The organism is Mesorhizobium sp. B2-8-3 (genome assembly GCF_006440815.1).
Taxonomy (GTDB): Bacteria; Pseudomonadota; Alphaproteobacteria; order Rhizobiales; family Rhizobiaceae; genus Mesorhizobium.
Genome location: NZ_VFTW01000020.1, coordinates 14,724 through 39,457, shown reverse-complemented (window position 1 = coordinate 39,457; position 24,734 = coordinate 14,724). Strand labels below are relative to the sequence as shown.

General features: G+C 64.4%; 24 protein-coding genes. 13 read left to right on the top strand and 11 right to left on the bottom strand.

The features are described from left to right. Positions 1-125: 125 nt before the first annotated feature. The gene (locus FJ418_RS23890; RefSeq protein WP_140643878.1) at positions 126-416 is read left to right on the top strand and encodes a DUF1127 domain-containing protein; all 291 of its coding nucleotides are present in this window, start codon (positions 126-128) and stop codon (positions 414-416) included. A 349-nt stretch (positions 417-765) separates the two neighbouring features. Here the strand turns inward: FJ418_RS23890 and FJ418_RS23885 are convergent, their stop codons facing one another. From FJ418_RS23885 to FJ418_RS23875, 3 genes are all read right to left on the bottom strand, one after another. Further along, positions 766-1,698, bottom strand: coding sequence for a DUF937 domain-containing protein (locus FJ418_RS23885; RefSeq protein WP_140869821.1), 933 nt, complete (start codon positions 1,696-1,698; stop codon positions 766-768). Positions 1,699-1,800: 102 nt separating this feature from the next. Next, positions 1,801-3,174, bottom strand: coding sequence for a glutamate--cysteine ligase (locus FJ418_RS23880; protein ID WP_140643885.1), 1,374 nt, complete (start codon positions 3,172-3,174; stop codon positions 1,801-1,803). 206 nt (positions 3,175-3,380) lie between these two features. Continuing rightward, entirely contained in the window at positions 3,381-4,115 is a 735-nt protein-coding gene (locus tag FJ418_RS23875) for a 16S rRNA (uracil(1498)-N(3))-methyltransferase (RefSeq protein WP_140654007.1), read from the bottom strand. Positions 4,116-4,246: 131 nt separating this feature from the next. On the opposite strand from FJ418_RS23875, the gene FJ418_RS23870 reads away from it, so the two are divergent. Next, positions 4,247-4,642, top strand: coding sequence for a GFA family protein (locus FJ418_RS23870; RefSeq protein WP_140869818.1), 396 nt, complete (start codon positions 4,247-4,249; stop codon positions 4,640-4,642). Positions 4,643-4,648: 6 nt separating this feature from the next. Here the strand turns inward: FJ418_RS23870 and FJ418_RS23865 are convergent, their stop codons facing one another. Continuing rightward, positions 4,649-5,284 (bottom strand): hypothetical protein, encoded by a 636-nt coding sequence (locus tag FJ418_RS23865; protein ID WP_140869815.1) that lies wholly within the window; start codon positions 5,282-5,284, stop codon positions 4,649-4,651. Between the two features lie 85 nt (positions 5,285-5,369). Here FJ418_RS23865 and FJ418_RS23860 point away from each other — a divergent pair, with 85 nt between their 5' ends. Together FJ418_RS23860 and FJ418_RS32605 are read left to right on the top strand one after the other, a co-directional pair. Further along, on the top strand, positions 5,370-6,068 hold the full coding sequence (locus FJ418_RS23860; RefSeq protein ID WP_140654012.1) for a type 1 glutamine amidotransferase: 699 nt from the start codon (positions 5,370-5,372) through the stop codon (positions 6,066-6,068). A gap of 292 nt (positions 6,069-6,360) precedes the next feature. After that, on the top strand, positions 6,361-6,492 hold the full coding sequence (locus tag FJ418_RS32605) for a hypothetical protein (RefSeq protein WP_263481599.1): 132 nt from the start codon (positions 6,361-6,363) through the stop codon (positions 6,490-6,492). A gap of 43 nt (positions 6,493-6,535) precedes the next feature. Here FJ418_RS32605 and FJ418_RS23850 read toward each other — a convergent pair whose 3' ends face one another. From FJ418_RS23850 to FJ418_RS23840, 3 genes are all read right to left on the bottom strand, one after another. Beyond that, positions 6,536-7,303: a metallophosphoesterase gene (locus tag FJ418_RS23850; RefSeq protein WP_140869813.1), complete on the bottom strand. Its 768-nt coding sequence runs from the start codon at positions 7,301-7,303 to the stop codon at positions 6,536-6,538. A gap of 113 nt (positions 7,304-7,416) precedes the next feature. Further along, complete coding sequence (locus FJ418_RS23845) at positions 7,417-8,553, bottom strand: alpha-hydroxy acid oxidase (protein WP_140709099.1); 1,137 nt, start codon at positions 8,551-8,553, stop codon at positions 7,417-7,419. 21 nt (positions 8,554-8,574) lie between these two features. Beyond that, entirely contained in the window at positions 8,575-9,378 is an 804-nt protein-coding gene (locus FJ418_RS23840; RefSeq protein WP_140869810.1) for an FCD domain-containing protein, read from the bottom strand. A gap of 207 nt (positions 9,379-9,585) precedes the next feature. Here FJ418_RS23840 and FJ418_RS23835 point away from each other — a divergent pair, with 207 nt between their 5' ends. The 4 genes from FJ418_RS23835 to glcF all read left to right on the top strand — a co-directional run bounded on the left by FJ418_RS23835 (position 9,586) and on the right by glcF (position 15,394). Further along, positions 9,586-10,908: a DUF3422 family protein gene (locus tag FJ418_RS23835; protein ID WP_140869808.1), complete on the top strand. Its 1,323-nt coding sequence runs from the start codon at positions 9,586-9,588 to the stop codon at positions 10,906-10,908. 162 nt (positions 10,909-11,070) lie between these two features. Next, positions 11,071-12,567: an FAD-linked oxidase C-terminal domain-containing protein gene (locus FJ418_RS23830; protein ID WP_140869805.1), complete on the top strand. Its 1,497-nt coding sequence runs from the start codon at positions 11,071-11,073 to the stop codon at positions 12,565-12,567. 274 nt (positions 12,568-12,841) lie between these two features. Next, positions 12,842-14,059 carry an FAD-binding protein gene (locus FJ418_RS23820; RefSeq protein WP_140869802.1) on the top strand — a complete coding sequence of 406 codons (1,218 nt, stop codon included), beginning with the start codon at positions 12,842-12,844 and terminating at the stop codon, positions 14,057-14,059. Between the two features lie 9 nt (positions 14,060-14,068). Next, complete coding sequence (glcF, locus tag FJ418_RS23815; protein WP_140869799.1) at positions 14,069-15,394, top strand: glycolate oxidase subunit GlcF; 1,326 nt, start codon at positions 14,069-14,071, stop codon at positions 15,392-15,394. Here the strand turns inward: glcF and FJ418_RS23810 are convergent, their stop codons facing one another. After that, a complete protein-coding gene (locus FJ418_RS23810) occupies positions 15,395-16,315 on the bottom strand; it encodes a bifunctional 5,10-methylenetetrahydrofolate dehydrogenase/5,10-methenyltetrahydrofolate cyclohydrolase (RefSeq protein ID WP_140782639.1) in 921 nt (306 codons plus the stop codon). Between the two features lie 374 nt (positions 16,316-16,689). Then, a complete protein-coding gene (locus FJ418_RS23805; RefSeq protein WP_140869796.1) occupies positions 16,690-17,430 on the bottom strand; it encodes a L,D-transpeptidase in 741 nt (246 codons plus the stop codon). A gap of 212 nt (positions 17,431-17,642) precedes the next feature. On the opposite strand from FJ418_RS23805, the gene FJ418_RS23800 reads away from it, so the two are divergent. Beyond that, positions 17,643-18,281, top strand: a complete 639-nt coding sequence (locus tag FJ418_RS23800; RefSeq protein WP_140782637.1) for a DNA-3-methyladenine glycosylase I — start codon at positions 17,643-17,645, stop codon at positions 18,279-18,281. A 40-nt stretch (positions 18,282-18,321) separates the two neighbouring features. Here FJ418_RS23800 and FJ418_RS23795 read toward each other — a convergent pair whose 3' ends face one another. Both FJ418_RS23795 and FJ418_RS23790 read right to left on the bottom strand, forming a co-directional pair. Next, a complete protein-coding gene (locus FJ418_RS23795) occupies positions 18,322-18,705 on the bottom strand; it encodes a hypothetical protein (RefSeq protein WP_140709118.1) in 384 nt (127 codons plus the stop codon). A 98-nt stretch (positions 18,706-18,803) separates the two neighbouring features. Next, on the bottom strand, positions 18,804-18,959 hold the full coding sequence (locus FJ418_RS23790) for a hypothetical protein (protein WP_246683189.1): 156 nt from the start codon (positions 18,957-18,959) through the stop codon (positions 18,804-18,806). A 215-nt stretch (positions 18,960-19,174) separates the two neighbouring features. Between FJ418_RS23790 and hisS the strand changes: the two genes are divergently transcribed. From hisS to FJ418_RS23765, 4 genes are all read left to right on the top strand, one after another. Continuing rightward, entirely contained in the window at positions 19,175-20,767 is a 1,593-nt protein-coding gene (hisS, locus tag FJ418_RS23785; protein WP_140869793.1) for a histidine--tRNA ligase, read from the top strand. A 243-nt stretch (positions 20,768-21,010) separates the two neighbouring features. Next, positions 21,011-22,129 (top strand): ATP phosphoribosyltransferase regulatory subunit, encoded by a 1,119-nt coding sequence (locus tag FJ418_RS23775; protein ID WP_140654038.1) that lies wholly within the window; start codon positions 21,011-21,013, stop codon positions 22,127-22,129. After that, entirely contained in the window at positions 22,126-22,824 is a 699-nt protein-coding gene (gene hisG, locus FJ418_RS23770; RefSeq protein ID WP_140855988.1) for an ATP phosphoribosyltransferase, read from the top strand. Before FJ418_RS23775 ends, hisG begins: the two co-directional genes overlap by 4 nt. Positions 22,825-22,957: 133 nt before the next feature. Beyond that, on the top strand, positions 22,958-24,724 hold the full coding sequence (locus FJ418_RS23765; RefSeq protein ID WP_140654042.1) for an AMP-binding protein: 1,767 nt from the start codon (positions 22,958-22,960) through the stop codon (positions 24,722-24,724). Positions 24,725-24,734: the final 10 nt, after the last annotated feature.

Genomic DNA, 24,734 nt, shown 5'->3' with positions numbered 1-24,734 from the left:
AAGTGGCCCCCGGTTTTGGCGGCAACGACATGCATCACGTCAATGAATGGAAACCGGAACGGCGCTTCTCCCAAGGCGCCGCTTGCCTGGTTTCGTCCGCTCGACTCCTGGAAGGAGAGACTGACATGACCACGATTGAATTCGCTTCCGAGACTCCGCGCATCACCACGCGTCCGGCCGTTGCGACGCGTGCGCTCAATGCTCTAGCCAACGCCTATGTCGCCTGGAAAAATCGCCGCGCATTCTATCGCCTGGGCGAGATGTCGGACGCCGAGCTTGCCGATATCGGCCTGACCCGCGCCGACCTCCATGTCGCCGTCGCCGTGCCCTTCGGCCGCGACCCGACGGTGAAGCTGCGCGCCATCGCCAGCGAGCGCGCCGACACGATCGAGGATCTCGCTCGTCAGGTAGCCTGAACGGCCGGGTTGCCTGGATTTCCCGTCGCGTTGAACCCTTTTCACGGCTCGGCGCGACCAAGTCTCATGCAGGCTCCCACACTCCCTGCCGGTTCCCCGCCGGCCAGCCTGCACATTGCCCGGTTCCTTCTCCAGGACCGGGCATTTTTCTTTAGTTCGTCATTCTAGGGCGGAGCAAGGAGCGAAGCGACGCGCGCAGACTCTAGAATCCATGCCGTGACGTTGATGTACTGTGCAGAATTCTGCTCCGCTGCACCCTTCGGCGAAGGTAACGGCATGGATCCTCGGGTCTACGCTCCGCTTCGCGTCGCTCCGCCCGTGGATGACGACCTCGCCGTCGACGCGCTACCTAGCGCCGGTCCATGTCGCGCTTGAACTGATCGAAGATCGTCCCGACGCTCTTCTCATATTCGTCGCGCTGCTGAGCACCGGTCTCGAACATCTTGCCGAAGATGTCGTCGAACGGGTTTCGCGGCCGGCCGCTCGGGTTGGTCTGCGGCTGTTGCGGCGCGCTTTGCTGCGGCTGCGGCTGGGGCGCCGGCTGCCCACCCGGCAGGCCGAAACCGCCGCCACCCTGGCGCAGCATCTCCTCGAAGATCTTGCCGAGCGGGTTGTCGCCATAGGGGCTTTGCGTCGGCTGTGTCTGCTGCGGCTGCTGCGGCGCGCCACCGCCGAACATGTCCTGCAGCACTTTGCCGAGCGGGTTCTCGCCATAGGGATTGGGCGCGGGCTGCGGCGCCTGGCGTTGCTGCGGCGCCGGCGCAACGCCGCTCTGCCGCATCATCTCCTCGATGATCTCGCCGAGCGGATTGTTGCCGCCACCGAAACCGCCGGCGGCCTGCATCTGCCCCCCACTCAATTGATTGTTGGTCTGCTTGAACAGCCCGCCCATCATCATCGAGGCCAAGGCCGGCAGCATCTGCTGCAGCACCTGCTGGCTGAGGCCAGTCGCCTGCGCGGCCTGGCTCGCCACGGCGCGCGATAAATCCTTCGAGCCGAACAGATGGCCGAGAATGCCGTTGCCCTCATCGATGCCTTGCGGCGAAAAGGCCCTCGTGGCGTCCTCGAAATACTTGGCGTGCTGGCCGCTTGCCATCGCCGTCATGAAGGCGCCCATCCCGTAGGGATCGGCGGTATTGCGCTGCAGCCCTTGCGAGAAGGCGGGCAGCAGCGCCTGCACCGCGGCCTGCGTCTGCTGCATCGAAAGCCCGTATTGCTGGGCCAGCGCCTGCATGCCGGCGCCGTTCTGGGCTTGGGCGAATATGTCGAACAAGGAAGGCATTGGCATCTCCTCCGAGAACATCCTCGTGGAAGAAACCTAGTTCGTTTCCATTCCTGATTGAAGCGGCTTTCGTCGCGCCACCGTCACGCGGAACCCGGACGGTTAATACGCATACTCCATGAACACGGGCTCGATCGAGCCGCCCCAGCGCGTGTGATAGGCCGACAGCATCTCCTCGGCGCTGGTCGTACCGCGCGCGACCACTTCGTCGAGTGTGTTGAGAAACGAGGTCTCGTCATAGCCGTCGCGGTTCTTCTTGCCGCGGTTCTTGAGCCCCATGCGCGAGATGGCGAGCACGTCGCGGGCGACGTCGCGCAAGGTGGCATTGCGGAATGGCGCCGCAATGCCTTGCTCCGGCACGGCGTTGCGCATCGCCAGGGCTTCTTCGTATGTCCAGCTCGCCGTCAGCGCCTCGGCGGCATCCAGCGCCTGCTCGTCATAGAGCAGCCCGACCCAAAAGGCGGGGAGGGCACAGATGCGCCGCCACGGGCCGCCGTCGGCGCCGCGCATTTCGAGGAAACGTTTCAAGCGCACGTCGGGAAACAGGGTCGAGAGATGGTTTGCCCAATCGCCCATCGTCGGCAGCCCGTCGGGAATCTCGTTGCGCGCGGCGCCTTCCATGAACTGGCGGAACGTGTAGCGCGTCATGTCGTGATAATGGCCGTCGCGGATGACGAAATACATCGGCACGTCGAGCGCCCATTCGACGTAGTCGGCGAAGCCGAAATCGGGCGAGAAGCAGAATTCGAGCATGCCGGAGCGCTGGTTGTCGGTATCGCGCCAGATGTCGCCGCGCCAGCTCTGCAGGCCGTTCGGCCGGCTCTCGGTGAAGGGCGAGTTGGCAAACAGCGCCGTCGACAGCGGCTGCAGCTTCAGCGACACCTGCATCTTGCGGCGCATGTCGGCTTCGCTCTCGAAGTCGAGGTTCACCTGGATCGTGCAGGTGCGGTACATCATGTCGAGGCCCTTGGTGCCGACCTTCGGCATGTAGCGGGTCATGATCTCGTAGCGCGACTTCGGCATTTTCGGCGTGTCGGCAAGCGACCATTTCGGGCTGCCGCCAAGGCCGAGGAAGCGGATACCCATCGGTTCGGCGATCTCGCGCACCTGCGCCAGATGCGCATTGCCCTCGCGACAGGTCTGGTGGATCGATTCCAGCGGCGCGCCGGAAAGTTCGAACTGGCCGCCGGGCTCCAGCGAGATTGCGCCCTGGCCGGTCGGCTCGACCAGGCCGATGATGCGGCCGGCATCCATGATCGGATCCCAGCCGAGCTTCTCCTGCATGCCTTCGAGGATGGCGCGGATGCCGCGCTCGCCGCCATAGGGCACAGGCGCGTTGCCATCGACATAGAAGGGGAATTTTTCATGCTCCGTGCCGATGCGCCATTTGTCGCGCGGCTTGTTGCCGGCGGCCAGATAGCCAACCAGTTCGTCGATGCCTTCGATGGGCTGGGTATCGGTTGTGTCGCGCGCCATCTAGCCCCTCCGTGCGCATGATCTCCGAAAACCGGCACCGATTTCCGCTGGACGTCCTGCGCAAGACTTCAAATGCTACAGCGCCCTCTGCTCCTCGAAAAGGAGGCGCGGTGCTGCAGGGGCCGGACGGCCGCCGGCGCTAGATGGACGAAATGCCGGCAGCCGATCAAGCAAAAAATCCTGAGCCAGGCCTCAACAGGATTTGATCACCAGTCGCCGATCGTCGCCTGGATCGCGGCAAGCGCTGCCACCGCCGCCGTATCGGCGCGCAGGATGCGTGGTCCGAGCGGAATGGCGGTGACGAAAGGCAAGGCTCTCAGCATCTTGCGCTCGTCGTCGGAAAATCCGCCCTCGGGTCCGACCAGAAGCGCAAGTTTCTTCTCACTTACCGCTTGCAAGGCCGGCAGCGGATTGTTGGTCGAGGCATCCTCGTCGCAGAAGATCAGACGCCTCTCCTTGTCCCAATTGGCAAGCAGCCGTTCCAGCTTTTCCGCTTCGCGCACCTCCGGCACCGCCAGGATTCCGCATTGCTCGGCCGCCTCGACGACATTGGCGCGCAGCCGATCGATGCCGGGCTTTGCCACCTGCGTGTGCTGGGTGATGACCGGCTGCAACTCACCGGCCCCCATCTCGACGGCTTTTTGCACCAGGTAGTCGAGCCGGCCCTGCTTCAGCGGTGCAAAGCAATAGACGAGATCGGGCAGCGGCGGCTGCGGTCGCTGCAGCTCGAGCACCTTCAGCCGGACCGCCTTCTTGGACTTCGCGGCGATCGAAGCCGACCATTCGCCATCGCGGCCGTTGAAAAGCAGGACCTCGGCGCCTTCGCCGAGCCGCAGCACGTGCGCGAGATAGTGGCTCTGCTGCTGTCCGGCGTCGAATTCGAGGCCGGGCCCGAGATCGTCCGGCACGAACAGGCGTTGCATCTTGTAATTGGCGCGCATGGCCGAGCAATGAGCGAGGCTCCCCCCCGGCGTCAAGTCGTACGGAAAAGACGACACGCGAAGGTCGGAACACCAATGCCGGTTTGTCTTGCGATCATAGAAGCTGCGAGCCAGGAAATTGCGAGGGATCAATGAGCAAGATTACACGTGGCAGTTGCCTATGCGGCGCCATTCAGTACGAGTTGCGTGGCGAATTGCGTCCGATCGTTGCCTGTCACTGCAACCAATGCAGGAAGGCCAGCGGTCATTTCGCGGCCGCCACCCAGGTCGAACAGGCGCAGGCGGCCATCGCGGGCGATACTTTGCGTTGGTTCAAATCGTCGGAACATGCCGAGCGGGGCTTCTGTTGCGTATGCGGCGGCAACCTGTTCTGGCGCCGATTCGGCAGTCCTTTCATATCTGTCTGGGCCGGGACCATCGACGGCAAGACCGGTCTTAAGATGGAACGCCAGCTCTATCCGGAATCGGCCGGTGACTATTACGATCTTCCGGCGGTGCCGATGGTGTCGCAATCGGATCTGAAATAAATGCGATCAGGCCGCCCAGACGGGTCGATATCCGGCGCGGAGCACGGCTACTGTTGTCGGTGGCGTGATCATGATCGGATTGGCCAGTTCCGGCGCGTCCAGCCGGATCGGCGGTTGATAGCCGCCGAAACTCCAGGGCAGGGCTGAACCATCAAGCAGCGCGTAGCATTTGTTGCCCACGGCGATCATGGTGCCGCCTGGCAGGCTGGCGAGCGATGCGGGATCGAGCCTTGCCCCTTGTCCGCCCGAGGCCAGCCGTTCCTTGTGCAGCCGCTTGTCGACCATCGGCGCGCGGGGGAGTTCAATGCCGAACGCTTCGCCGAAGCGGCTCACGAAATCGGTCGCCCGTTCGCGCCGGCAGAAGAAACAGGGCCGATGGCCGGCGGCCAAAGCCGTCACCTCATCGAGGAAGAAGAGCTCGGTCCAGCCGGCCTTGCCGCCAGGCCGATTGCGGCCCATCGGCTCGCGCCGCACATTGCGGAACTGGCAGACGCAAATGATCCAGGCCGGCAGGGCCCAGCGCTTCTTTAGAAGCGTCCTGGTCTCGGGGTCATGGATGATGCCGCGGTTGCCGGTGAACAGGCCACGTTCCGGCACGGCGTGGATAGCGCCGAAGGGATCGACCCGGTTCTGCAGTGGCATAGCTTTCTCTCCGCTGCGCATCTTGGCTGAAACACGGGCCGCATGATATCGCTCGCCCCAGCATTTTCATGTCAGCAGGTTTTCGATGCGGGTTTTGGTCGTCCAGAATTTCGACAATGAGGGCCTTGGCCAGATCGGCGCGGCCCTTGTGGAAGCCGGCGCCGACATCGATCTGCGCAAGCCTTACCACGGCGAAGCGCTGCCGCAGGACAGCAGCGAGCATGACGCCATGGTGATGTTGGGCGGCGCCCAGAACGCGCTCGACGACGAGATCTGCCCCTACTTCCCTGCATTGCTCGACCTGACCCGCGATTTCGCCGACAAGGATCGTTCGGTGCTCGGCATCTGCCTTGGCAGCCAGCTTGTGGCGCGCGCCTTTGGCGGCGCCAACCAGATCGGCGGCGCCACCGAGTTCGGCTGGCATAAGGTGTCGCTGACGCCGGCCGCCAAATCGGACCCGGTCCTGGCGGCGCTTCCCGAGAAATTCCCGATCTTCGAATGGCATGACGACACGTTCGGCCTGCCGGAAAACGCCGTGCGGCTGGCCGGCAGCTCTGTCGCCGAAAACCAGGCCTTCCGCCTCGGCCGCGCCGTCTATGGCTTCCAGTTCCACTTCGAGGCGGATACGCCGATGGTGCGTGACTGGAGCACGTCCTTCGCTGCAATGATCGCCGAGCGCCATCCCGACTGGAACGACCGGCTCGACGACGAGCTCGCCCGCAATGGCGCCGACGCCGACGCTGCCGGGCTGGCAATTGCCCGCGCCTGGGTGGCCACGATCTGATCCAAGCCCATCCTTGGACGAGGCGTGGCATAATTGGCACGCTTGCTGGTTTCCGCCTGGGGACAACATTCTTCTTTCTTGGTTTGTGTCCGGCCGCTCGCCTAAGAGGGCGCGCTTCGTATCGTCGGTGCAACCGCCATGAACCTTTTGTGTGATCCAGCCGACACACCGGGGATACAGAATCTGCTTAGAAGCGCGAAATCGTCGAAACATTGAGACGCATTTTATCGTTTCAACGCATTGGTAACCGCCTCGTGCCCAGATGCAGAAAGCTTAACCAGAGATGACGTCCGTGAAAGCAGCTCTCCTGTCTTTTGTCATGCTGTCTGCCATCGTGCTCTGCGGCCTGGGCATTTATGCCGCCGACGCAGCGACCAACCACCGGGCCGTCGACGGCTACGGCGTCACCGCCTCGCTGAACTAGATCCGGACAAAATCTGAGGCACGTCCGCGCCGGGGGGTAGCGCCTAAAACGCTTTTCCCTGCACGGCGATGATGCGTTTGTCGCCGCCATCGATGGCGAGCGCGCTCAGCGTTCCGGATTTCCAGGCAAGCGTGTCGACATTGACGCGGTTGGCCCTGACCTCGGCCTCGGGTACCGGCGTGTGCCCATGCACGATCACCTTGGGAAAGAGACCGGGGTGGTCATGGAAGGCATCACGGATCCAGATCAGGTCCTGCTGGCTCTGACGGTCGAGCGGCACGCCCGGCCTTATCCCTGCATGGCAGAAGAAGAAGTCGCCGAAACTCACCGAAAAAGCCAGCGATTGCAGGAAGTCGACATGGCTGCGCGGCACCGCTTTCACCAGGGCCATATGTCCCCGCGCGATCGCTTCCGCCTTGCCGAACCAATGGCCGTCGCGCAGCAGATCCACGCCATAGGACTGCGCCGTCTGCACGCCGCCGTAATTCATGAACAGGCCGTCCGGCTCGGCATCGGCAAGGAATTCGAGCATGCCGATGTCGTGGTTGCCGGCGAGCATGATGTTGCGCGGATCGCGTTTCTGCGCGTCGATCAGGAAATCGATGACGCTTCTGGAATCCGGCCCGCGGTCGACATAGTCGCCGAGATGGATGATGCGCCAGTCGGACGCGGGCGCATATTCCAGTTCGCTCTCGATGCGCCGGTGCATGGCGGCGAGCAGGTCGTGCCGCCCATGCACATCGCCGATGGCGTAAAGCCGCGTGCCTTCCGGCCCGCTTGCGTCGAGGTAGTGGATGCCGGTTTCGGTCAAGGAACCTATCTTTTCGTGTTGGTCGCCGCGCGCAAGCTAGGACCAATCGATGAACAACGCCCTAGCGCTGCAGCTTATCCTTGTCATGTCCGCGATGAGGCGCTCGCCGCGCGCTAGCGCCGAAGTTGATCCTTGCCCATGTCGGTCACCAGCCGCTTGCCGCAGAGCGCCAGCGTGATGTCCATTTCCTTGCGGATGATTTCGAGCGCCTTGGAGACACCGTCCTTGCCCATCGCGCCAAGACCGTAGAGGAAGGGCCGGCCGATATAGGTGCCCTTGGCGCCGAGGCAGAGCGCCTTGAGCACATCCTGGCCGGAGCGGATGCCGCCGTCCATATGGACTTCGATCTTGTCGCCGACCGCATCGGCGATTTCTTCCAGCACCGAGATCGAGGAGGCGGCGCCGTCGAGCTGACGCCCGCCATGGTTGGAGACCACGATGGCATCGGCGCCGGTCTGCGCCGCCATCAAGGCGTCTTCCTTGTCCAGAATGCCTTTCAGGATCAGCTTGCCGCCCCAGCGCTCCTTGATCCAGGCGACATCCTTCCACGACAGCTGCGGGTCGAACTGCTCATTCGTCCAGGACGACAGCGAAGAGACGTCCCCGACGCCCTTGGCGTGGCCGACGATGTTGCGGAAGGTGCGGCGCGGTGTGCCGGCGATCCCCAGGCACCAGCGCGGCTTCAGCGCAAGGTCGATGATGTTGGCAAGCGTCATCTTGGGCGGTGCCGAAAGCCCGTTGCGGATATCCTTGTGGCGCTGTCCCAGGATTTGCAGGTCGAGCGTCAGCACCAGCGCCGAGCATTTCGCCGCCTTGGCCCTGTCGATCAGATTGAGCACGAAATCCTTGTCGCGCAGCACGTAGAGCTGGAACCAGAACGGCTTTTTGGTCACCGAGGCGACATCCTCGATCGAGCAGATGCTCATGGTCGATAGCGTGAACGGAACGCCGAACGCTTCCGCCGCCTGCGCCGCCAGCATCTCGCCATCGGCATGCTGCATGCCGGTAAGCCCGGTCGGGGCGAGCGCCACCGGCATTGCCACCTTCTCGCCGATCATGGTCGATTCCAGCGAGCGGTTGCTCATGTCGACCAGCACGCGCTGGCGGAACTTTATCTTGCCGAAATCCTCTTCGTTGGCCCGGTAGGTGCTCTCCGTCCATGCGCCGGAATCGGCGTAATCGAAGAACATCTTCGGCACCCTGCGGCGTGCCAGGTCCTTGAGGTCGGCGATGGTGAGGATTTCGCTCATGGTTGTCCCGCTAATCTGTGCTTAGGAGCGTTTTCGTGTGGGTTCGATGTCGCCGGCGTCCGAGCGCTGTCTGAGGCGCAGCCTGGACACGCGCTGCCAGTCGCCGCTGCGCTCGGCTTCCGCCATCGAGCGTTCGACATAGGTGATGTGGTCCATCGCTGCCTTGCGCGCCGCGATCGGATCGCCGGTCTTGATCGCGGTATGGATCGCACGGTGCTGCTCGAGCAGTGCCTCGCGCGCGCCGGGCACGCCGAACACCAGAAGCCTGTTCTGGAACACGCCCTCGGAGAGCAGCCGGTAACAGGAGCGCAGCGTGTGCAGCAGGATGATGTTGTGCGCGCATTCGCACACCGCATGGTGGAACTCGACGTCGATTTCCGCCTCGTCGTCGAAATCGCCGGTCCGGTGCGCCTCGTCCATGCGCGCCATGATGCCGTCGAGCAGGGCCAGATCCTCCGGCGTTGCCCGTCGCGCCGCATATTCGGCCGCCACCGCCTCGATCTCGCGCCGGTATTCCAGATAGTCGGTCACCGCCTTGCGGTGCGTGGAGATAAGGTCCGTCACCGGCTTGGTAAAGAGCTGGCCGATGACGTCGGCGACATGCGTGCCGCCGCCGGCCTTGGTCGTCAGCAGTCCGCGGCCTTCCAATACCTTCAGCGCGTCGCGCAGGATTGGCCGCGACACCTCGAACTGGCGCGCCAACTCGCGCTCGCCGGGCAACCGGTCGCCGGTGCGCAGCACGCCTTCGAGGATCAGGCTCTCGATCTGCTGCACCACCTCGTCGGCGGTGCGCGAATGTTCGATCCTGGAGAAAATGTCGCTCAAAGGGACGCCTGGAGAACGGGATGGAGATGATCCAGATTAAAGCCTCTGTCACCAACTGGTCAAATTATTTATCCAATTTGTCCAGTTTGGTCGCAGAGTTCGCCGCGCGTCACGCTCCCCGGACGCCAATATTTTCTGTTTACGCGTCCCGCCGATTGCCGCAAGACGACCGGATTGCACGATGGGTCGAAATCAGGGGGACCAGCCGTGTCGGACGAGACGTCCAAACTCGAATTCCAGCCGCGCGCCCAAGGCAGCGTGATGGGCTTTCCGGCGCATGAGGGGCGACCTGGCGCGCTGGGCGAAGTCCATGCGCGCCCGCATCCGCTGATCGAGAAACCGCGCGTGCTGATCCAGCTTTCCTTCATGACCGAGGGCGGCGCCGCTGTCGACCATGCCGTGCTTTCGGAGCTGTCGCGGCGGCTGGGTATCGCCGCGCCCGAGCGCAATGCGCGCCACCATGCCATGAAATGGGGCAAGGGCACGCTGCGCTGGGAGCGGCATACGGAATTCTCGACCTATCTTTGGGAAGGGCCGCTGGCCGAAAACGGCCGGGCGCAGGAGGATTCGCCCTTCGGCAACGGTTTTTCGCCGCCGGGCACCGTGATTTCGGGCATCCGCCTCGAAATCCGCAAATGGACGCAGGCGAGCGAAAGACTGGTTGCCGGCTTCGACCCGACCAGCCTGTGCTATTCGCTGGTCGAGAGGGGTGCCGCCGCCATCATCACCGATTTCCGCCAGGATGGCGACGGCCTGACCCGCATGCTGGTGCTCGATCGCGGCCTGACGCCGGCCAGCACCGGCGCCTTGTCGCAGCGCCTGATCGACATCGAGACCTATCGCACGCTCGCCATGCTTGGCCTGCCGATGGCGTTGACGCTGTCCGGCCGCGCCCGCCGCATCGAGGACCGCCTGGCGCAGACCACGCTGGAAATGAAGGCGGTCGAAACCCGCGACAGCCAGACGCTGCTCGCCGATCTTACCGAACTTGCCGCGGAACTCGAGGCCGACGCCGCATCCAGCCTCTATCGCTTCGGCGCGAGCCGCGCCTATGACGGCATCGTCACCGAAAGGCTCGAAGCGCTGGATGAGGAGCCGGTGCAGGGTTTCGACACCTGGGCGGGCTTCCTCTTGCGGCGCATGGCGCCGGCCATGCGCACCTGCCGCTCGGTCGAGGAGCGCCAGGCGAACCTGTCGCGAAAACTCACCCGCGCCACCACGCTGCTGCGCACCTGGGTGGATGTCGAGGTCGAGAGGCAGAACCGCGACCTGCTCGCCTCGATGAACAACCGCGCCCGGCTGCAACTGCGCCTGCAGCAGACGGTCGAAGGCCTCTCGGTCGCCGCCGTCTCATACTATGTCGTCGGCCTTATCGGCTATGTCGCCAAGGGCGCCTCGATCTTCGGGCACGCTTTCGCGCCCGAAGTCGTCACTGCCGCCTCCGTGCCGGTCGCCATCCTGCTTGTATGGTGGGGCGTGCGCCGCGTACGCAAGATGCATTCGGAGCCGGCGAAGCATCCGGGCGAATAAGCGGCCAAGCTTCATCTAGCGCGACCCAGGCCGCAGCGGCAGATTGCCGCTGCGGAAGCTTGCGTTTAGGGTTGGCGTGGAGCGCGACCAAAGCAGCGTTTGCAACGGATGCGTCAGGCTGGTAAAAGATTTTGACCAGTCAAAGCCAGACGAGGCTGCCCGATGTCCGGCCTAGCCATGCCCAAGTCAGATGCCGAAACGATGCGCCGCCGCGCCGAGATCGTCGCCGACATGCGCATCATCGTGCCGGGCGAGGGGGTCGTCGACGCGGCCAATGAAATGCGCGCCTTCGAAAGCGACGGCCTCACCGCTTATCGGCAATTGCCGCTGGTCGTGGTGCTGCCGGAGACGGTGGCGCAGGTCTCCCGCGTCCTGAAATACTGCAACGAGCGCAACATTCGCGTCGTGCCGCGCGGCTCCGGCACCTCGCTGTCCGGAGGCGCGCTGCCGCTCGAGGACGCGGTGCTGCTGGTGACGAGCCGCTTCAACCGCATCCTGGCGATCGACTATCCGAACCGCGTCGTGGTCGCCCAGCCCGGCGTCACCAATCTCGGTATCACCACCGCCGTCGAGCAGGAGGGCTTTTACTATGCCCCCGATCCATCCTCCCAGATCGCCTGCTCGATCGGCGGCAACGTCGCGGAAAATTCCGGCGGCGTGCACTGCCTGAAATACGGGCTCACCGCCAACAATGTGCTGGGCATCGAGATGGTGCTGATGAATGGCGAGGTGGTGCGCCTCGGCGGCAGCCATCTCGACCAGGAAGGCTACGATTTGCTCGGCGTCATGACCGGCTCCGAAGGCCTGCTCGGCGTCGTCACCGAGGTGACGGTGCGCATCCTCAAGAAGCCGGAGACGGCGCGCGCGCTGCTGATCGGCTTTCCGACCAGCGAAGAGAGCGGCCAGTGCGTCGCCGACATCATCGGCGCCGGTATCATCCCGGGCGGCATGGAGATGATGGACCGCCCGGCAATCCATGCGGCGGAGGATTTCGTCCATGCCGGCTATCCGCTCGATGTCGAGGCGCTGCTGATCGTCGAGCTCGATGGCCCGAGTGTCGAGGTCGATCACCTGATCGGACTGGTCGAGGCGATCGCCTATCGCAATGGCTCGACCACCTGCCGCATCTCGCAGTCGGAACAGGAGCGGCTGAGCTTCTGGGCCGGCCGCAAGGCGGCCTTCCCGGCGGTCGGCCGCATCTCGCCCGACTATTACTGCATGGACGGCACCATCCCACGCAAGGAACTGCCGAGGGTGCTTGCCGGCATGCGCGACCTTTCCGAGAAATACGGGTTAGGCGTCGCCAACGTCTTCCACGCCGGCGACGGCAATCTGCACCCGCTGATCCTCTACGACGCCAATGTGCCGGGCGAACTCGACAAGGCCGAGAGTTTCGGCGCCGACATATTGCGGCTTTGCGTCGAGGTCGGAGGCGTGCTGACCGGCGAGCATGGCGTCGGCGTCGAGAAGCGCGACCTGATGCCGGAAATGTTCAACCAGATCGACCTCGACCAGCAGATGCGGGTGAAATGCGCCTTCGATCCCAACCATCTGCTCAACCCCGGCAAGGTTTTTCCGCAACTGCGCCGGTGTGCGGAGCTGGGAAGGATGCATGTGCATCGCGGACAGGTGGCGTTTCCGGATATTCCGAGGTTTTGATGGGCGGTCAATTTCGGATGACTGCGTTCCTTCGCGCCCCCCTCTGTCCTGCCGGACATCTCCCCCACTTGGGGGGAGATCAGCTGTCATCGCAGCCTTCGCCAATCTTCGACGTTGCGAGGGAGGCGCGGCGGCAAAAATTGCCAATCTCCCCCCAAGTGGGGGAGATGTCCGGCAGGACAGAGGGGGGCGCGAAGGAACGCGGCCTGTCGCCGTCTCGGGCTTCGCCCGAGTCACCTCTCCCCCGCTTTGCGGGGCGCGAGGAACTGGAGCGATGACCACCTTCACCCCCACTACATCCGCCGAAACCCTTTCCACGGTCCAATGGGCAGCGGCGGAAGAAACGCAGCTGGAAATCCTCGGGCACGGCTCGAAGCACGGCATCGGTCGTCCGCTGCAGACCGAGCATACACTCGACCTGTCGAAACTCACCGGCGTCACCCTCTACGAGCCGGCCGAACTGGTGCTGTCGGCCCGCGCCGGCACGTCGCTCGCCGAACTCGAAAAACTGCTTGCCGAAAACGGCCAGCAATTCGCCTTCGAGCCGATGGACTACGGCCCGTTGCTCGGCGGCGAGCCGGGCCAAGGGGGCAAGAACGGCACCATCGGCGGCGTGCTGGCTTCGAACCTGTCCGGACCGCGACGTCTCAAGTCGGGCGCGGCGCGCGACCATATCCTTGGCGTTGCCGCTGTTTCGGGGCGCGGCGAGGCGTTCAAATCGGGCGGCCGCGTGGTCAAGAATGTCACCGGCTACGACCTCTCAAAACTGATGGCGGGAAGCTGGGGCACGCTCGCCGTGCTCACCGACGTGACTTTCAAGGTCCTGCCGGCGGCCGAAACAGAAGTGACCTTGGCCATCCGCGGTCTGCTCGACGATGCCGCCGTCGCGGCCATGGCGCTGGCGCTCGGCTCCAGCGCCGAAGTGTCGAGCGCCGCTCATCTGCCGGAGCGCATCGCCGCGCGCGTCGCCAGCGGCAAGCACGGCAGCGATGCCGCCACGCTGCTGCGGGTCGAGGGGTTTGGGCCTTCGGTCGTCTACCGCATCGAGGCGTTGAAGCAGCTGCTCGGCAAGGCCGGCCCGCTCGAAGAGATCGCCGGCGAGGCGTCGAAGGCGATCTGGCGCGACATCCGCGATTGCATGCCTTTCGCGGATCGCGGCACGCGACCGGTCTGGCGTGTCTCGATGGCGCCGTCTCAGGCGCATCACATGGTGATGGCGCTGCGCATGCAGGCGGCGGTCGATGCTTTCTACGACTGGCAGGGCGGTCTGGTATGGCTGTCGATGCGCGAGAACGACCCGGAAGCCGAATTGCTGCGCGGACTGATCCGCAAGCATGGCGGTGGCCACGCGACGCTGGTGCGCGCCGCCGCCCCGCACCGTGCGGCGCTGCCGGCGTTCGAGCCGCAGCCGCCGCATCTCGCGGCATTGTCGGCGCGGCTCAAGGCCGAGTTCGATCCCAAGCAGATTCTCAACCCCGGCCGCATGGGTTAGGACCGCGACATGCAGACCAATTTCTCAGCAGCGCAGCTCGCCGATCCACATGTCGCGGAATCGGAAAAGATCCTGCGTAAATGCGTGCATTGCGGCTTCTGCACCGCCACTTGTCCGACCTATGTGACGCTCGGTAACGAGCTGGATTCACCGCGCGGCCGCATCTACCTCATCAAGGATATGCTGGAGAACGGCCGGCCGGCGGACAAGGAGATCGTCACCCATATCGACCGTTGCCTGTCCTGTCTTGCCTGCATGACGACCTGCCCTTCTGGCGTGAACTACATGCATCTGGTCGACCATGCCCGCGCGCATATCCAGGAGACTTACAAACGGCCGCTGCTCGACCGGCTGACGCGCGCCATGCTGGCTTTCGTGCTGCCTTACCCGACCCGCTTCCGCGCCGCGTTGAAGCTTGCCGGGCTCGGCCGGCCGTTCATCGGCTTGTTCGAAAAGCTGCCGGCGCTGAAACCGGTCGCGGCGATGCTGAAGCTTGCACCCGCGTCGATCCCGCCGGCATCGCCGATGGCGAAACCGGGCACGCATGCCGGGCAAGGCATACGGCGTGGTCGCGTGGCGATCCTGACCGGCTGCGCGCAATCCGTGCTCGATCCGGCGATCAACGATACGACCATCTCCCTGCTGACAAGATTGGGCGTCGAGGTCGTGGTGCCGGAAGGCGAGGGCTGCTGTGGCGCGCTGGTCCACCACATGGGCCGCGAGGATCAGGCCCTTGCCTCGGCGAGGCGGAATGTCGATGCGTGGACGCGCGCCATCGACCAGGGTGGCCTCGACGCCATCATCGTCACCGCGTCGGGCTGCGGCACCACCATCAAGGACTATGGCTTCATGCTGCGCCTCGATCCCGCCTATGCCGAAAAGGCCGCGCGCGTCTCTGCCCTCGCAAAAGACGTCACCGAATATCTCGCCGCCCTCGACCTGCCGGAGCCGGTGCGCAAACCGGGCACGGTCGTCGCCTATCACTCCGCCTGCTCGATGCAGCATGGCCAGAAGATCACGCGCCAGCCGAAGGAGCTTCTTACCAAGGCGGGCTTCGTCGTGCGCGAGCCGCGCGAGGGGCATCTGTGCTGCGGCTCGGCCGGCACCTACAACATCCTGCAGCCCGAGATTTCCGCCAAGCTGCGCGACCGCAAGGTGAAAAACATCGAGGCGACAGGCGCGGAAATCGTGGCCACCGGCAATATCGGCTGCATCACCCAGATCGCCTCCGCCGCGAAGCTGCCGGTGGTGCACACGGTCAAATTGCTCGACTGGGCTTATGGCGGTCCGAAGCCGGAAGGCGTTTCCGACAGCGGTTTGATCGCCGCGGAATAACTATTCCGCCGCGAGTTGATCCGGCACGCCGTAGGTCGCGCGGTAGAGCGCGCGCTGGCGGTTGAGCGCCACCATGGTGTTGCGCAAGAGGATCGCGACCGTGAGCGGGCCGACGCCGCCCGGCACCGGCGTGATCCAGGAGGCCACTTCCTTGACGCTGTCGGTATCGACGTCGCCGACGATACGGGTTTCGCCATCAGGTCCGACCTCGGAATTGATGCCGATGTCGATGACGGCTGCGCCCGGCTTCACCATGTCGGCCTTGATCAGCCTGGGCTTGCCGACGGCGACGAAAAGCGCATCGGCGCGGCGCGCATGGGCCGCCAGCGAGCGCGTCATGTGGTGGCACACCGTCACCGTCGCGCCCTCGCTCATCAACAGGAAGGCGATCGGCTTGCCGACGATCTCGGAATGGCCGACGACGACCACTTCGAGCCCCTTGAGCTCGAGGCCGGTCTCCTTCAGCAGTTCGACCGAGGCCGCGGCGGTGCAGGGCGCCAGGTCGAGCTGGTTGTAGACGATGTTGCCGATCGAGGCTGGATGCATGCCCTCGACATCCTTCAGCGGATGCACCGCCGCCTGCAGCGTCTTGATCGGAATATGCGCCGGCACCGGCCGCTGGATGATGATGCCGGTGACGCGCGGGTCGGCGTTGAGGCCGTGGATCGCCGCTTCCAGCTCGCCGGCGGTGATGTCGGCGGCGAAGCGCCGCTCCTCGAAGCCGATGCCGGCAAGGGCTGCCTTGGCGCGCTGGTTGCGCACATAGACATCGACCGCCGCGATATCGCCGACGGTGATCGAAACCAGCTTAGGCGGAAAACCTTCGGCCGTGGCGATCGCCGCGTCCTCGCGAACGGAAGCGATGATGCGCTGGGCGACCGGGCCGCCTTTCAGGTAGCGGCTGTCGTCGGTCCGGGTCATGGTTGGCACCTTTTGCCTTCTCTGAGCAATTCAGGGGACAAGCGCGGGAGCCGCTTTCTGTCTGGAATTGCGTAACAACTAAGATTTTGTGCGCTGCAATAGCAGAGGAGCGCCGGGAAATCAGCCCCGAAAGCGAAACCGCCTGCCTTCGGGGCGACTTGCCGCGCCCTGCATCAGAAGAAAAACTCAAAAAATGAAAAAGGGCAGCGCGATTGCCCGCGCTGCCCCTTCGCAACCGGCCGTATCCCCACACGGCCCGTCCCCCGTAAACTCTGTCATCGGTTTAAGCACATCCCGCGGGATCGTACTATGACTTGGCGGCAACAGCAGGAGACTAAAAGCGCTGCGCCGTCTAACCGGCTGATTCGCTGCGACTATATCACCTCGACCGTGGTTCCGACATTGACGCGCTCGTAAAGGTCGACGACGTCCTCGTTGCGCATGCGGATACAGCCGGAAGACACCGCGCCGCCGATCGTCCAGGGCTGGTTGGTGCCATGGATGCGGTATTCGGTGGTGCCGAGATAGAGCGCGCGCGCGCCGAGCGGGTTCTCGATGCCGCCGGCCAGGTAGGTCGGCAGGTAACGGCCCTTGGCCGCCTCGCGCTTGATCATCTCCGCCGGGGGGCGCCAGTCCGGCCACATCTTCTTGTCGGTGATCTTGTGCGTGCCCGACCATTCGAAGCCCGGTTTGCCGGTGCCGACGCCGTAGCGCCGCGCCTTGCCGTTCTTCTCGACCAGGAAAAGGAAGTTCTGATGCGTATCGATGATGATGGTGCCCGGCTTCGCCGGCCCGTCATAGGCGACTTCCTGCGGCAGGTAGATCGGGTTGATCTGTGGCCGCATCACCATGCGTTTGGCCGGCTGCTGCACTGCCGCCGTGTGCTGCCGGTCGGGCTGCGCCTCGAACAGGCGGCGCAGCGGCTGCTGCGTTGCCTGCCGGGCCGGGCGCACGATGCCCGGCGCACGGCCAAGCTGCAGCACCCAGGGCGCCGAAAGGTCGGGGCTCACCATGACCGGCGGCATGTCGGCATAGCGGTCATTGGCAAGGGAGGTCGTGGCGCCGGCGGCAAGAATGGCCACCGCGCCAAGCAGGGAACAAAACGCTGTCTTCATCGGAACGCACCTTGATCGTCGAACTCGTCCGGGCGGGGAGGGCCTCGGCTTCGCGATCCTTGGCGCGCAGCGGCAAGCAAAGCATGAATCGGAATGCGTAAAATGCCGCTTTGTCAGTAAACCTTTTGGTGTGGTTACCGACCGGTTCAGGAATCTGGTAAAGCCGCCGTAAACTTGGCGCCGAGGCGCGTTAACGAACGGATTTGGTAGCGATGGCGACTGAACATGCCGGTATTCTCGACGGCCCCGACGGCAAGGCGCGCTGCTTCTGGCACGGCAATCTGCCGGACTATCTCCACTATCACGACCACGAATGGGGCCGGCCGGTAACGGATGATCGCCGGCTGTTCGAAAAGATCTGCCTGGAAGGCTTCCAGTCGGGCCTGTCGTGGCTGACCATCCTGCGCAAGCGCGAGAATTTCCGCGAGGCCTTCGCCGGTTTCGACTTCGACAAGGTGGCGGCGTTCACCGACACGGATGTCGAACGCCTGCTCGGCAATGCCGGCATCATCCGCCATCGCGGCAAGATCGTCTCGACCATCAACAACGCAAAACGCGCCCGCGAGATGGTGGACGAGTTCGGCTCCCTGGCCGCGTGGTTCTGGAAGTTCGAGCCGGATCCGCAGGAGCGGCCCGAAATCGTCGACCTCGCACATCTGCGCGCCAATCCGACGACGGCCGTGTCGGTCAGGATATCGAAGGAGTTGAAGAAGCGCGGCTGGAGCTTTGTCGGTCCCACCACCGTCTACGCCTTCATGCAGGCCATGGGCCTGGTCAACGACCATCTCGAAGGCTGCTACTGCCGGGCGGAGGTGGAGAAAGAGCGCAAGAGGCTCAAGAGGCCGAAGTAGGGCGCTTTTGCCTTCTCCCACAAGGGTAGAAGGAGAAGGCTCACTTCTCGAACCTGCCCTTATGGCCGCTGCCGTTGATGTCCCAGACAAGGCTCGAGCCGGACACCGTCAGCACCAGTCCGCTGAAGCCGCTGTCGTCGGGCGTGTGATGCGTGGAGGCGGAGCTGCGGCCGGCCGGGATGACCTCGACGGTCGAGCCCTTCCTCACCCAGCAGCCCTTGCCGTACTGGTCGTTGGCGCCATAGGCGAGCGCGAATTCGAAGCTGCCGTCTTTCTTCAAAAGCAGCTCGGAACCGACTTCCATGACGCCGTTCAGGTAATAATGGCCGGCAAGACGGGCATCGCCCGGCTGGCACGCGTTGGCGGCAACGGGCATGCCACAGAAAAGCGCGCCTGCAAGCGCGCCTGCAAATCGCAACTGCATGATGATCCCCCGATCGTTGAATGAAAGTCAGACGCTGCCGGCGCCGGCCAGGAACAGCCCGGCGATGATCGCCGCCACGGCCGCGAAGGCCGGATAGATCACCAGCAGGCAGTCACCAGCGCGTCGCGGGCGCTCGGCTTGGCCGCCGCAGCCTCGAACGGCCCGGCCGGCTGCTGTGCCGGCTTCAGGGTGCTGCCGGCGGGCCGCAGCCTGGCCGACCTGCCGCTCTCGATCATGTCTTCAGCCGTCGTCATGGCCCCGAACCCCTTGTTTCGACGCGCTTTATGGTCGTCGATTGTGTCGGCAGCATGCCGCGCCGGTGGCGGAATTGTTTCGTTTTTGGTGGGATTTGTTTCAGTTCTTCCTTCTCCCGCAAGGGGAGAAGGGAAGGCGCTAACCCTTGCCGCTCCAAGCCGCATCGTTTAGGAAACGCGCGCTCGAAGTAAGTCACCACTGACTGGAAACCTCCATGACCGACAAATCGGAAAAGACGAAAGCGCGCCTGCCGCGCGGTTTTGCCGACCGCAGCGCCGAAGACATCCGCGCCGTCGAGAAGATGATGGCGACCATCCGCTCGGTCTATGAGCTCTACGGCTTCGAGCCGGTCGACCAGCCGATGATCGAATACACCGATGCTCTCGGCAAATTCCTGCCCGACCAGGACCGGCCGAACGAGGGTGTCTTTTCCTTCCAGGATGACGACGACCAATGGCTGTCGCTGCGCTATGACCTGACCGCGCCGACAGCGCGTTTCGTCGCCGAGAATTTCGAGCGCCTGCCCAAGCCTTATCGCAGCTACCGTTCCGGCTGGGTGTTTCGCAACGAGAAGCCAGGCCCCGGCCGCTTCCGCCAGTTCATGCAGTTCGACGCCGACACCATTGGTACGCCGGGCGTCGCCGCCGACGCCGAGATGGCGATGATGATGGCCGATGTCATGGAGGCGCTCGGCATCAAGCGCGGCGACTACGTCATCCGCGTCAACAACCGTAAGGTGCTCGACGGCGTGCTGGAGGCCATCGGCCTCGGCGGCGACGAGAACGCCGGACGCAGGCTGACTGTGCTTCGGGCTATCGACAAGCTGGACAAGGTTGGAACGGACGGCGTTCGAGCGCTGCTTGGAAAGGGACGGCTGGACGAAAGCGGCGACTTCACCAAAGGCGCCGGATTAGGCGAACAACAGATCGACCGGATGATGGAGGTCTTCGGAAATCCTGATGGTTTCTGGGACCACAATATGGGTTCTGAAGGAGTCATCGACGACGATAGGCGGCAGCTCGGGAACGGCGGAAAGACTTCCGTACTGAGCAACGCGTTTGCCATCGACGAATTGCGCCTAGCTTTTTCTGACGAGCCGCTGGCTTTAGAGGGAATAAACGAACTCGGTGCGATCAACGACATGGTTCGCGCCGCAGGCTACGGGAGCAATCGCATCCGCATCGACCCCTCTGTCGTGCGCGGGCTCGAATACTACACCGGCCCGGTCTTCGAGGCCGAGCTGCTGGCGGAGATCCCCAATGACGAAGGTCAAATCGTGCGCTTCGGCTCGGTCGGCGGCGGCGGGCGCTATGACGGGCTGGTCTCGCGCTTTCGCGGCGAGCCGGTGCCGGCGACAGGCTTCTCCATCGGCGTCTCACGCCTGATGACGGCGCTGAAGAACCTCGGCAAGCTCGACGTCTCCGATGTCATCGCGCCCGTCGTGGTGCTGGTCATGGACAAGGATACGGAAAGCCTCGGCCGCTACCAGAAGATGGTCGCCGACCTCCGCGCCGCCGGCATCCGCTCCGAAATGTATCTCGGCGGCGCCGGCATGAAGGCCCAGCTCAAATATGCCGACCGCCGCGGCAGCCCGGTCGCCATCATCCAGGGCGGCGACGAGCGTGCCAAGGGCGAACTGCAGATCAAGGACCTGATCGAAGGCGCCCGCATGTCGGCCGAGATCACCGACAATGCCGAATGGCGGGCGGCACGGCCGGCGCAGGTGACGGTGGCGGAGGGGGAGCTGGTCGCCGAGGTGAGGAAGATCCTGGCGGCGCAGGCCGAGGAGCGGGCACGTGGGAAGTAGAGGTCGCGTTCTGTCGCGCCCCCCTCTGTCCTGCCGGACATCTCCCCCACAAGGGGGGAGATCAGATGTCGCGCCGGCTTTCGCCAATTTTGAACGTTGCAAAAAGAGGCGCGGAGCCCGAGCTGCCGATCTCCCCCCTTGTGGGGGAGATGTCCGGCAGGACAGAGGGGGGCGCCGTGGAACGCCAACCGTCGGACGACCTCCTGGTCCCAAATCAGGGGGTCGCGGAATGGAGTCGGCAAGTTGACCACCCGTCCCGCCATCGCCGCAGACATCGTCCAACTCTTCGCCACCCGCGACACCCACGCCGTGGAAGTCGCTGTCCTGCAGCCGGCCGATCCGTTCCTCGATATGGCCGGCGAGGATTTGCGCCGCCGCATTTTCCTCACCGAAAGCGAGACCGGCAAGACGCTGTGCCTGCGGCCCGAATTCACTATTCCGGTCTGCCTCGACCACATCGCCAGCCAGGCCGGCACGCCGCGCCGCTATTCCTATCTGGGCGAAGTGTTCCGCCAGCGCCGCGAGGGCGGCAACGAATTCTTCCAGGCCGGCATCGAGGACCTCGGCGATCGCGACACGGCCGCCGCCGATGCCCGTTCGCTGGCCGACGCGCATGCGCTGCTGTCGCTGGTGCTGCCCGGAAAGACACTTGCCATCACGCTCGGCGACCAGACTTTGTTCGAAGCCGTGCTCGCCGCGCTCGGCTTGCCGCGCGGCTGGCGCATGCGGCTCGCGCGCGCCTTCGGCTCGGCGCCGATGCTGGAGGCAGCCCTTGCCGACCTCGCCAATCCGCCGCGCAACAGCCAGCTCTCCGGCCCCGTCGCCTTGCTGGCGCTCGACGGCGATGCGGAAGGCCTCGCCGCGCATATCTCTGCCGGCATCGAGGAGGCCGGGCTGTCGGCATCGTCCGGCCGCGCGCCTGCCGACATCGCGCGGCGCCTGATCGAGAAAGCGCAACTGCGCAGCGTGCGGCTGTCCGACGAGGCGTTTTCGGCGCTGAAAGGTTTTCTCGAGATCGACGTCGCGCTCAGCGGCGCGACCGCGGCGCTCGAAAAATTCGCCGCCGATGCCAGCCTGTCGCTGGGACCGGCGCTGGAGAATTTCGCCGCCCGCGCCGAGGCGATCGAGGCGCATGGCCTGTCCGCGGCACAAATCCGCTACGACGCCGCCTTCGGCCGTCCGCTCGATTACTATACCGGCCTGGTCTTCGAGATTGCCGCCGGTGACGGCGACCGCCCGCTGGCCGGCGGCGGCCGCTACGATCGGCTGCTGACGCTGCTCGGCGCCAAGAAGCCGATCCCCGGCGTCGGCTTTTCGGTTTGGCTCGACCGTATCGAAGCCTTGCGGGAGAGCGCGAAATGATCACGCTGGCGATCCCCTCGAAGGGCCGTCTCAAGGAACAGTCGCTCGAAGTGCTGGCCAAGGCCGGCCTGGCCGTCACGCTACCTGAGGACGACCGCAAATACCGTGCCCGCATCGACGGCCTCGACGATGTCGAGGTGGCCTTCCTGTCCGCGTCCGAGATCGCCGGCGAGATCGGCCAGGGCGCGGTCGATCTCGGCATCACCGGCGAGGACCTTTTGCGCGAGAACCTCGCCGATTGGGAAGCGCGCGCCGAGATCGTCGCCCGCCTCGGCTTCGGCCATGCCGATGTCGTGGTCGCCGTGCCCGACATCTGGCTCGATGTCGATACCATGGCCGACCTCGACGATGTCGCCGCCGATTTCCGCCAGCGCCACGGCCGGCGCTTGCGGATAGCTACAAAGTACTGGCGGCTGACGCAGCAGTTCTTTTCGCTCAAGCACGGAATCCAGGTCTACCGCATCGTCGAAAGCCTCGGCGCCACCGAAGGCGCGCCGGCGGCGGGACTGGCCGACGTCATCGTCGACATCACCACCACCGGCTCGACGCTGCGCGCCAACCACCTCAAGGTGCTGGGCGACGGCACGATCCTGAAGTCGCAGGCTTGTCTGGTGGCGTCGAAAAAGTCTCGAGATGCAGCCGACGAGGCGCAGTTGCGCGACATTGCCGCAAAAATGGCCGCGCTGGTCGCCTAGAGCAATTCCAGGAAAAGTGTGAAGCGGTCTTCCGTCCGGAATTGCGTCAAAGAGCTTTAGCCACCTCTACCTTCGGCGGGTTTCCACCGCCTTTGCGGGCTGATAGGCTCGATCATCCCGGGAGGAGACGGCGATGGCGATCAAACTCGACGAGCTCATGAACGCCACCAATCTGCGCGGGCGCGGCGCCAGCGGCACCTTCATTGCCCCGCTGGGCGGCAAGGCGCATGTATCGGGCGATCGCTTAGTCCCCCTGCTCGACAAGACCATTCCCGAACTGTTTTCCGAAACGGTGAGCAGATACGCCACGCTCGACGCCGCCGTTTTCGTTGGCCAGGACAAGCGCTTCACCTGGAGCGAGCTCTCGGACGCGGTCGACGCCTTGGCCGCCGGCTTTCTGGCGCTGGGTCTGGAAAAAGGCGACCGCGTCGGCATCTGGTCGCCGAACCGTTGGGAATGGCTGGTGACGCAGTTCGCCACCGCGCGCATCGGCCTGATCCTCGTCAACATCAACCCGGCCTACCGGCTGACCGAGCTCGAATATGCCCTCAACAAGGTTGGGTGCAAGGCGCTCGTCACCGCCGCCCAATTCAAGACATCCGACTATCTCGGCATGATCGGAACGCTTGCGCCCGAGCTCGCCGCCGCCGAGCCCGGCAAGCTCAAGGCCAAGAAACTGCCGGCGCTGAAGATCGTCATCCGGATGGGCGACGACAATTCGCCCGGCATGTTCAATTTCGGCGATGTGCTGGCCATGGCCGGGCGTGACGAACATGACAGCCTCGACCGCATCTCCGAAGGCCTGAAGCCCGGCGACGCCATCAACATCCAGTTCACCAGCGGCACGACGGGTGCGCCGAAGGGCGCGGCGCTGACGCATTCCAACATCGTCAACAACGGCAATTTCGTCACTTCGGCGATCAGGCTCACCGTCGACGATCGGCTCTGCATCCCGGTGCCGCTTTACCATTGCTTCGGCATGTCGATGGGCACGATGGGCTGCGTCTCCAAGGGCGCCACCATGGTTTTCCCGGGCGAGGGCTTCGATGCCGGCGCGACGCTGAAAGCGGTCGCGCAGGAGCGCTGCACCGGCCTCTATGGCGTGCCGACCATGTTCGTCGCCATGCTCGACCATGTCGATTTTTCCAGCTTCGATCTCTCCAGCCTGCGCACCGGCATCATGGCCGGTTCGCCATGCCCGATCGAGGTGATGAAGAAGGTCGTCTCGCTCATGCACATGGCGCAAGTGACCATCGCCTATGGCATGACGGAGACCAGTCCCGTTTCCTTCCAGAGCAGCGTCGACGATCCGCTGGAAAAGCGCGTCTCCACCGTCGGCCGCATCCACCCGCATGTCGAGGTCAAGGCGATCGGCACCGACGGCGCCACCGCCGCGGTCGGCGAGCCTGGCGAGCTCTGCACGCGCGGCTATTCGGTGATGAAGGGCTATTGGGACGACGCCGACAAGACCCGCGAGGCGATCGACGCCGACGGCTGGATGCACACGGGCGACCTCGCCACGATCGACGCCGAGGGCTACTGCAACATCGTCGGCCGGGTGAAGGACATGGTCATCCGCGGCGGCGAGAACGTCTATCCGCGCGAGGTCGAGGAATTCCTCTATCGCCATCCCAAGATCAAGGAAGTGCAGGTCTTCGGCATTCCCGACGACAAATATGGCGAGGAGCTCTGCGCCTGGATCGTGCTGAAGCCCGGCCAGATCGCCACCGCCGAGGAGATCAAGGCCTTCTGCGCCGGCCAGATCGCGCATTACAAGATACCGCGCTACATCCGCTTCCGCACCGAGCTGCCGATGACGGTGACCGGCAAGCCACAGAAATTCCTGATGCGCGAGGCGATGGTGGAGGAATTGGGATTGGTGGCGCAGAAGACGGCGTGAAACGGCATTT

What these genes read in the sequence shown, in the direction of transcription:
- FJ418_RS23890 (WP_140643878.1), top strand. Translation starts at nt 126, where the DNA reads ATGACCACGATTGAATTCGCTTCCGAGACTCCGCGCATCACCACGCGT.
- FJ418_RS23885 (WP_140869821.1), bottom strand. Translation starts at nt 1,698, where the DNA reads ATGCCTTCCTTGTTCGACATATTCGCCCAAGCCCAGAACGGCGCCGGC.
- FJ418_RS23880 (WP_140643885.1), bottom strand. Translation starts at nt 3,174, where the DNA reads ATGGCGCGCGACACAACCGATACCCAGCCCATCGAAGGCATCGACGAA.
- FJ418_RS23875 (WP_140654007.1), bottom strand. Translation starts at nt 4,115, where the DNA reads ATGCGCGCCAATTACAAGATGCAACGCCTGTTCGTGCCGGACGATCTC.
- FJ418_RS23870 (WP_140869818.1), top strand. Translation starts at nt 4,247, where the DNA reads ATGAGCAAGATTACACGTGGCAGTTGCCTATGCGGCGCCATTCAGTAC.
- FJ418_RS23865 (WP_140869815.1), bottom strand. Translation starts at nt 5,284, where the DNA reads ATGCCACTGCAGAACCGGGTCGATCCCTTCGGCGCTATCCACGCCGTG.
- FJ418_RS23860 (WP_140654012.1), top strand. Translation starts at nt 5,370, where the DNA reads ATGCGGGTTTTGGTCGTCCAGAATTTCGACAATGAGGGCCTTGGCCAG.
- FJ418_RS23845 (WP_140709099.1), bottom strand. Translation starts at nt 8,553, where the DNA reads ATGAGCGAAATCCTCACCATCGCCGACCTCAAGGACCTGGCACGCCGC.
- FJ418_RS23830 (WP_140869805.1), top strand. Translation starts at nt 11,071, where the DNA reads ATGTCCGGCCTAGCCATGCCCAAGTCAGATGCCGAAACGATGCGCCGC.
- FJ418_RS23820 (WP_140869802.1), top strand. Translation starts at nt 12,842, where the DNA reads ATGACCACCTTCACCCCCACTACATCCGCCGAAACCCTTTCCACGGTC.
- glcF (WP_140869799.1), top strand. Translation starts at nt 14,069, where the DNA reads ATGCAGACCAATTTCTCAGCAGCGCAGCTCGCCGATCCACATGTCGCG.
- FJ418_RS23810 (WP_140782639.1), bottom strand. Translation starts at nt 16,315, where the DNA reads ATGACCCGGACCGACGACAGCCGCTACCTGAAAGGCGGCCCGGTCGCC.
- FJ418_RS23805 (WP_140869796.1), bottom strand. Translation starts at nt 17,430, where the DNA reads ATGAAGACAGCGTTTTGTTCCCTGCTTGGCGCGGTGGCCATTCTTGCC.
- FJ418_RS23800 (WP_140782637.1), top strand. Translation starts at nt 17,643, where the DNA reads ATGGCGACTGAACATGCCGGTATTCTCGACGGCCCCGACGGCAAGGCG.
- FJ418_RS23795 (WP_140709118.1), bottom strand. Translation starts at nt 18,705, where the DNA reads ATGCAGTTGCGATTTGCAGGCGCGCTTGCAGGCGCGCTTTTCTGTGGC.
- FJ418_RS23790 (WP_246683189.1), bottom strand. Translation starts at nt 18,959, where the DNA reads ATGACGACGGCTGAAGACATGATCGAGAGCGGCAGGTCGGCCAGGCTG.
- hisS (WP_140869793.1), top strand. Translation starts at nt 19,175, where the DNA reads ATGACCGACAAATCGGAAAAGACGAAAGCGCGCCTGCCGCGCGGTTTT.
- hisG (WP_140855988.1), top strand. Translation starts at nt 22,126, where the DNA reads ATGATCACGCTGGCGATCCCCTCGAAGGGCCGTCTCAAGGAACAGTCG.
- FJ418_RS23765 (WP_140654042.1), top strand. Translation starts at nt 22,958, where the DNA reads ATGGCGATCAAACTCGACGAGCTCATGAACGCCACCAATCTGCGCGGG.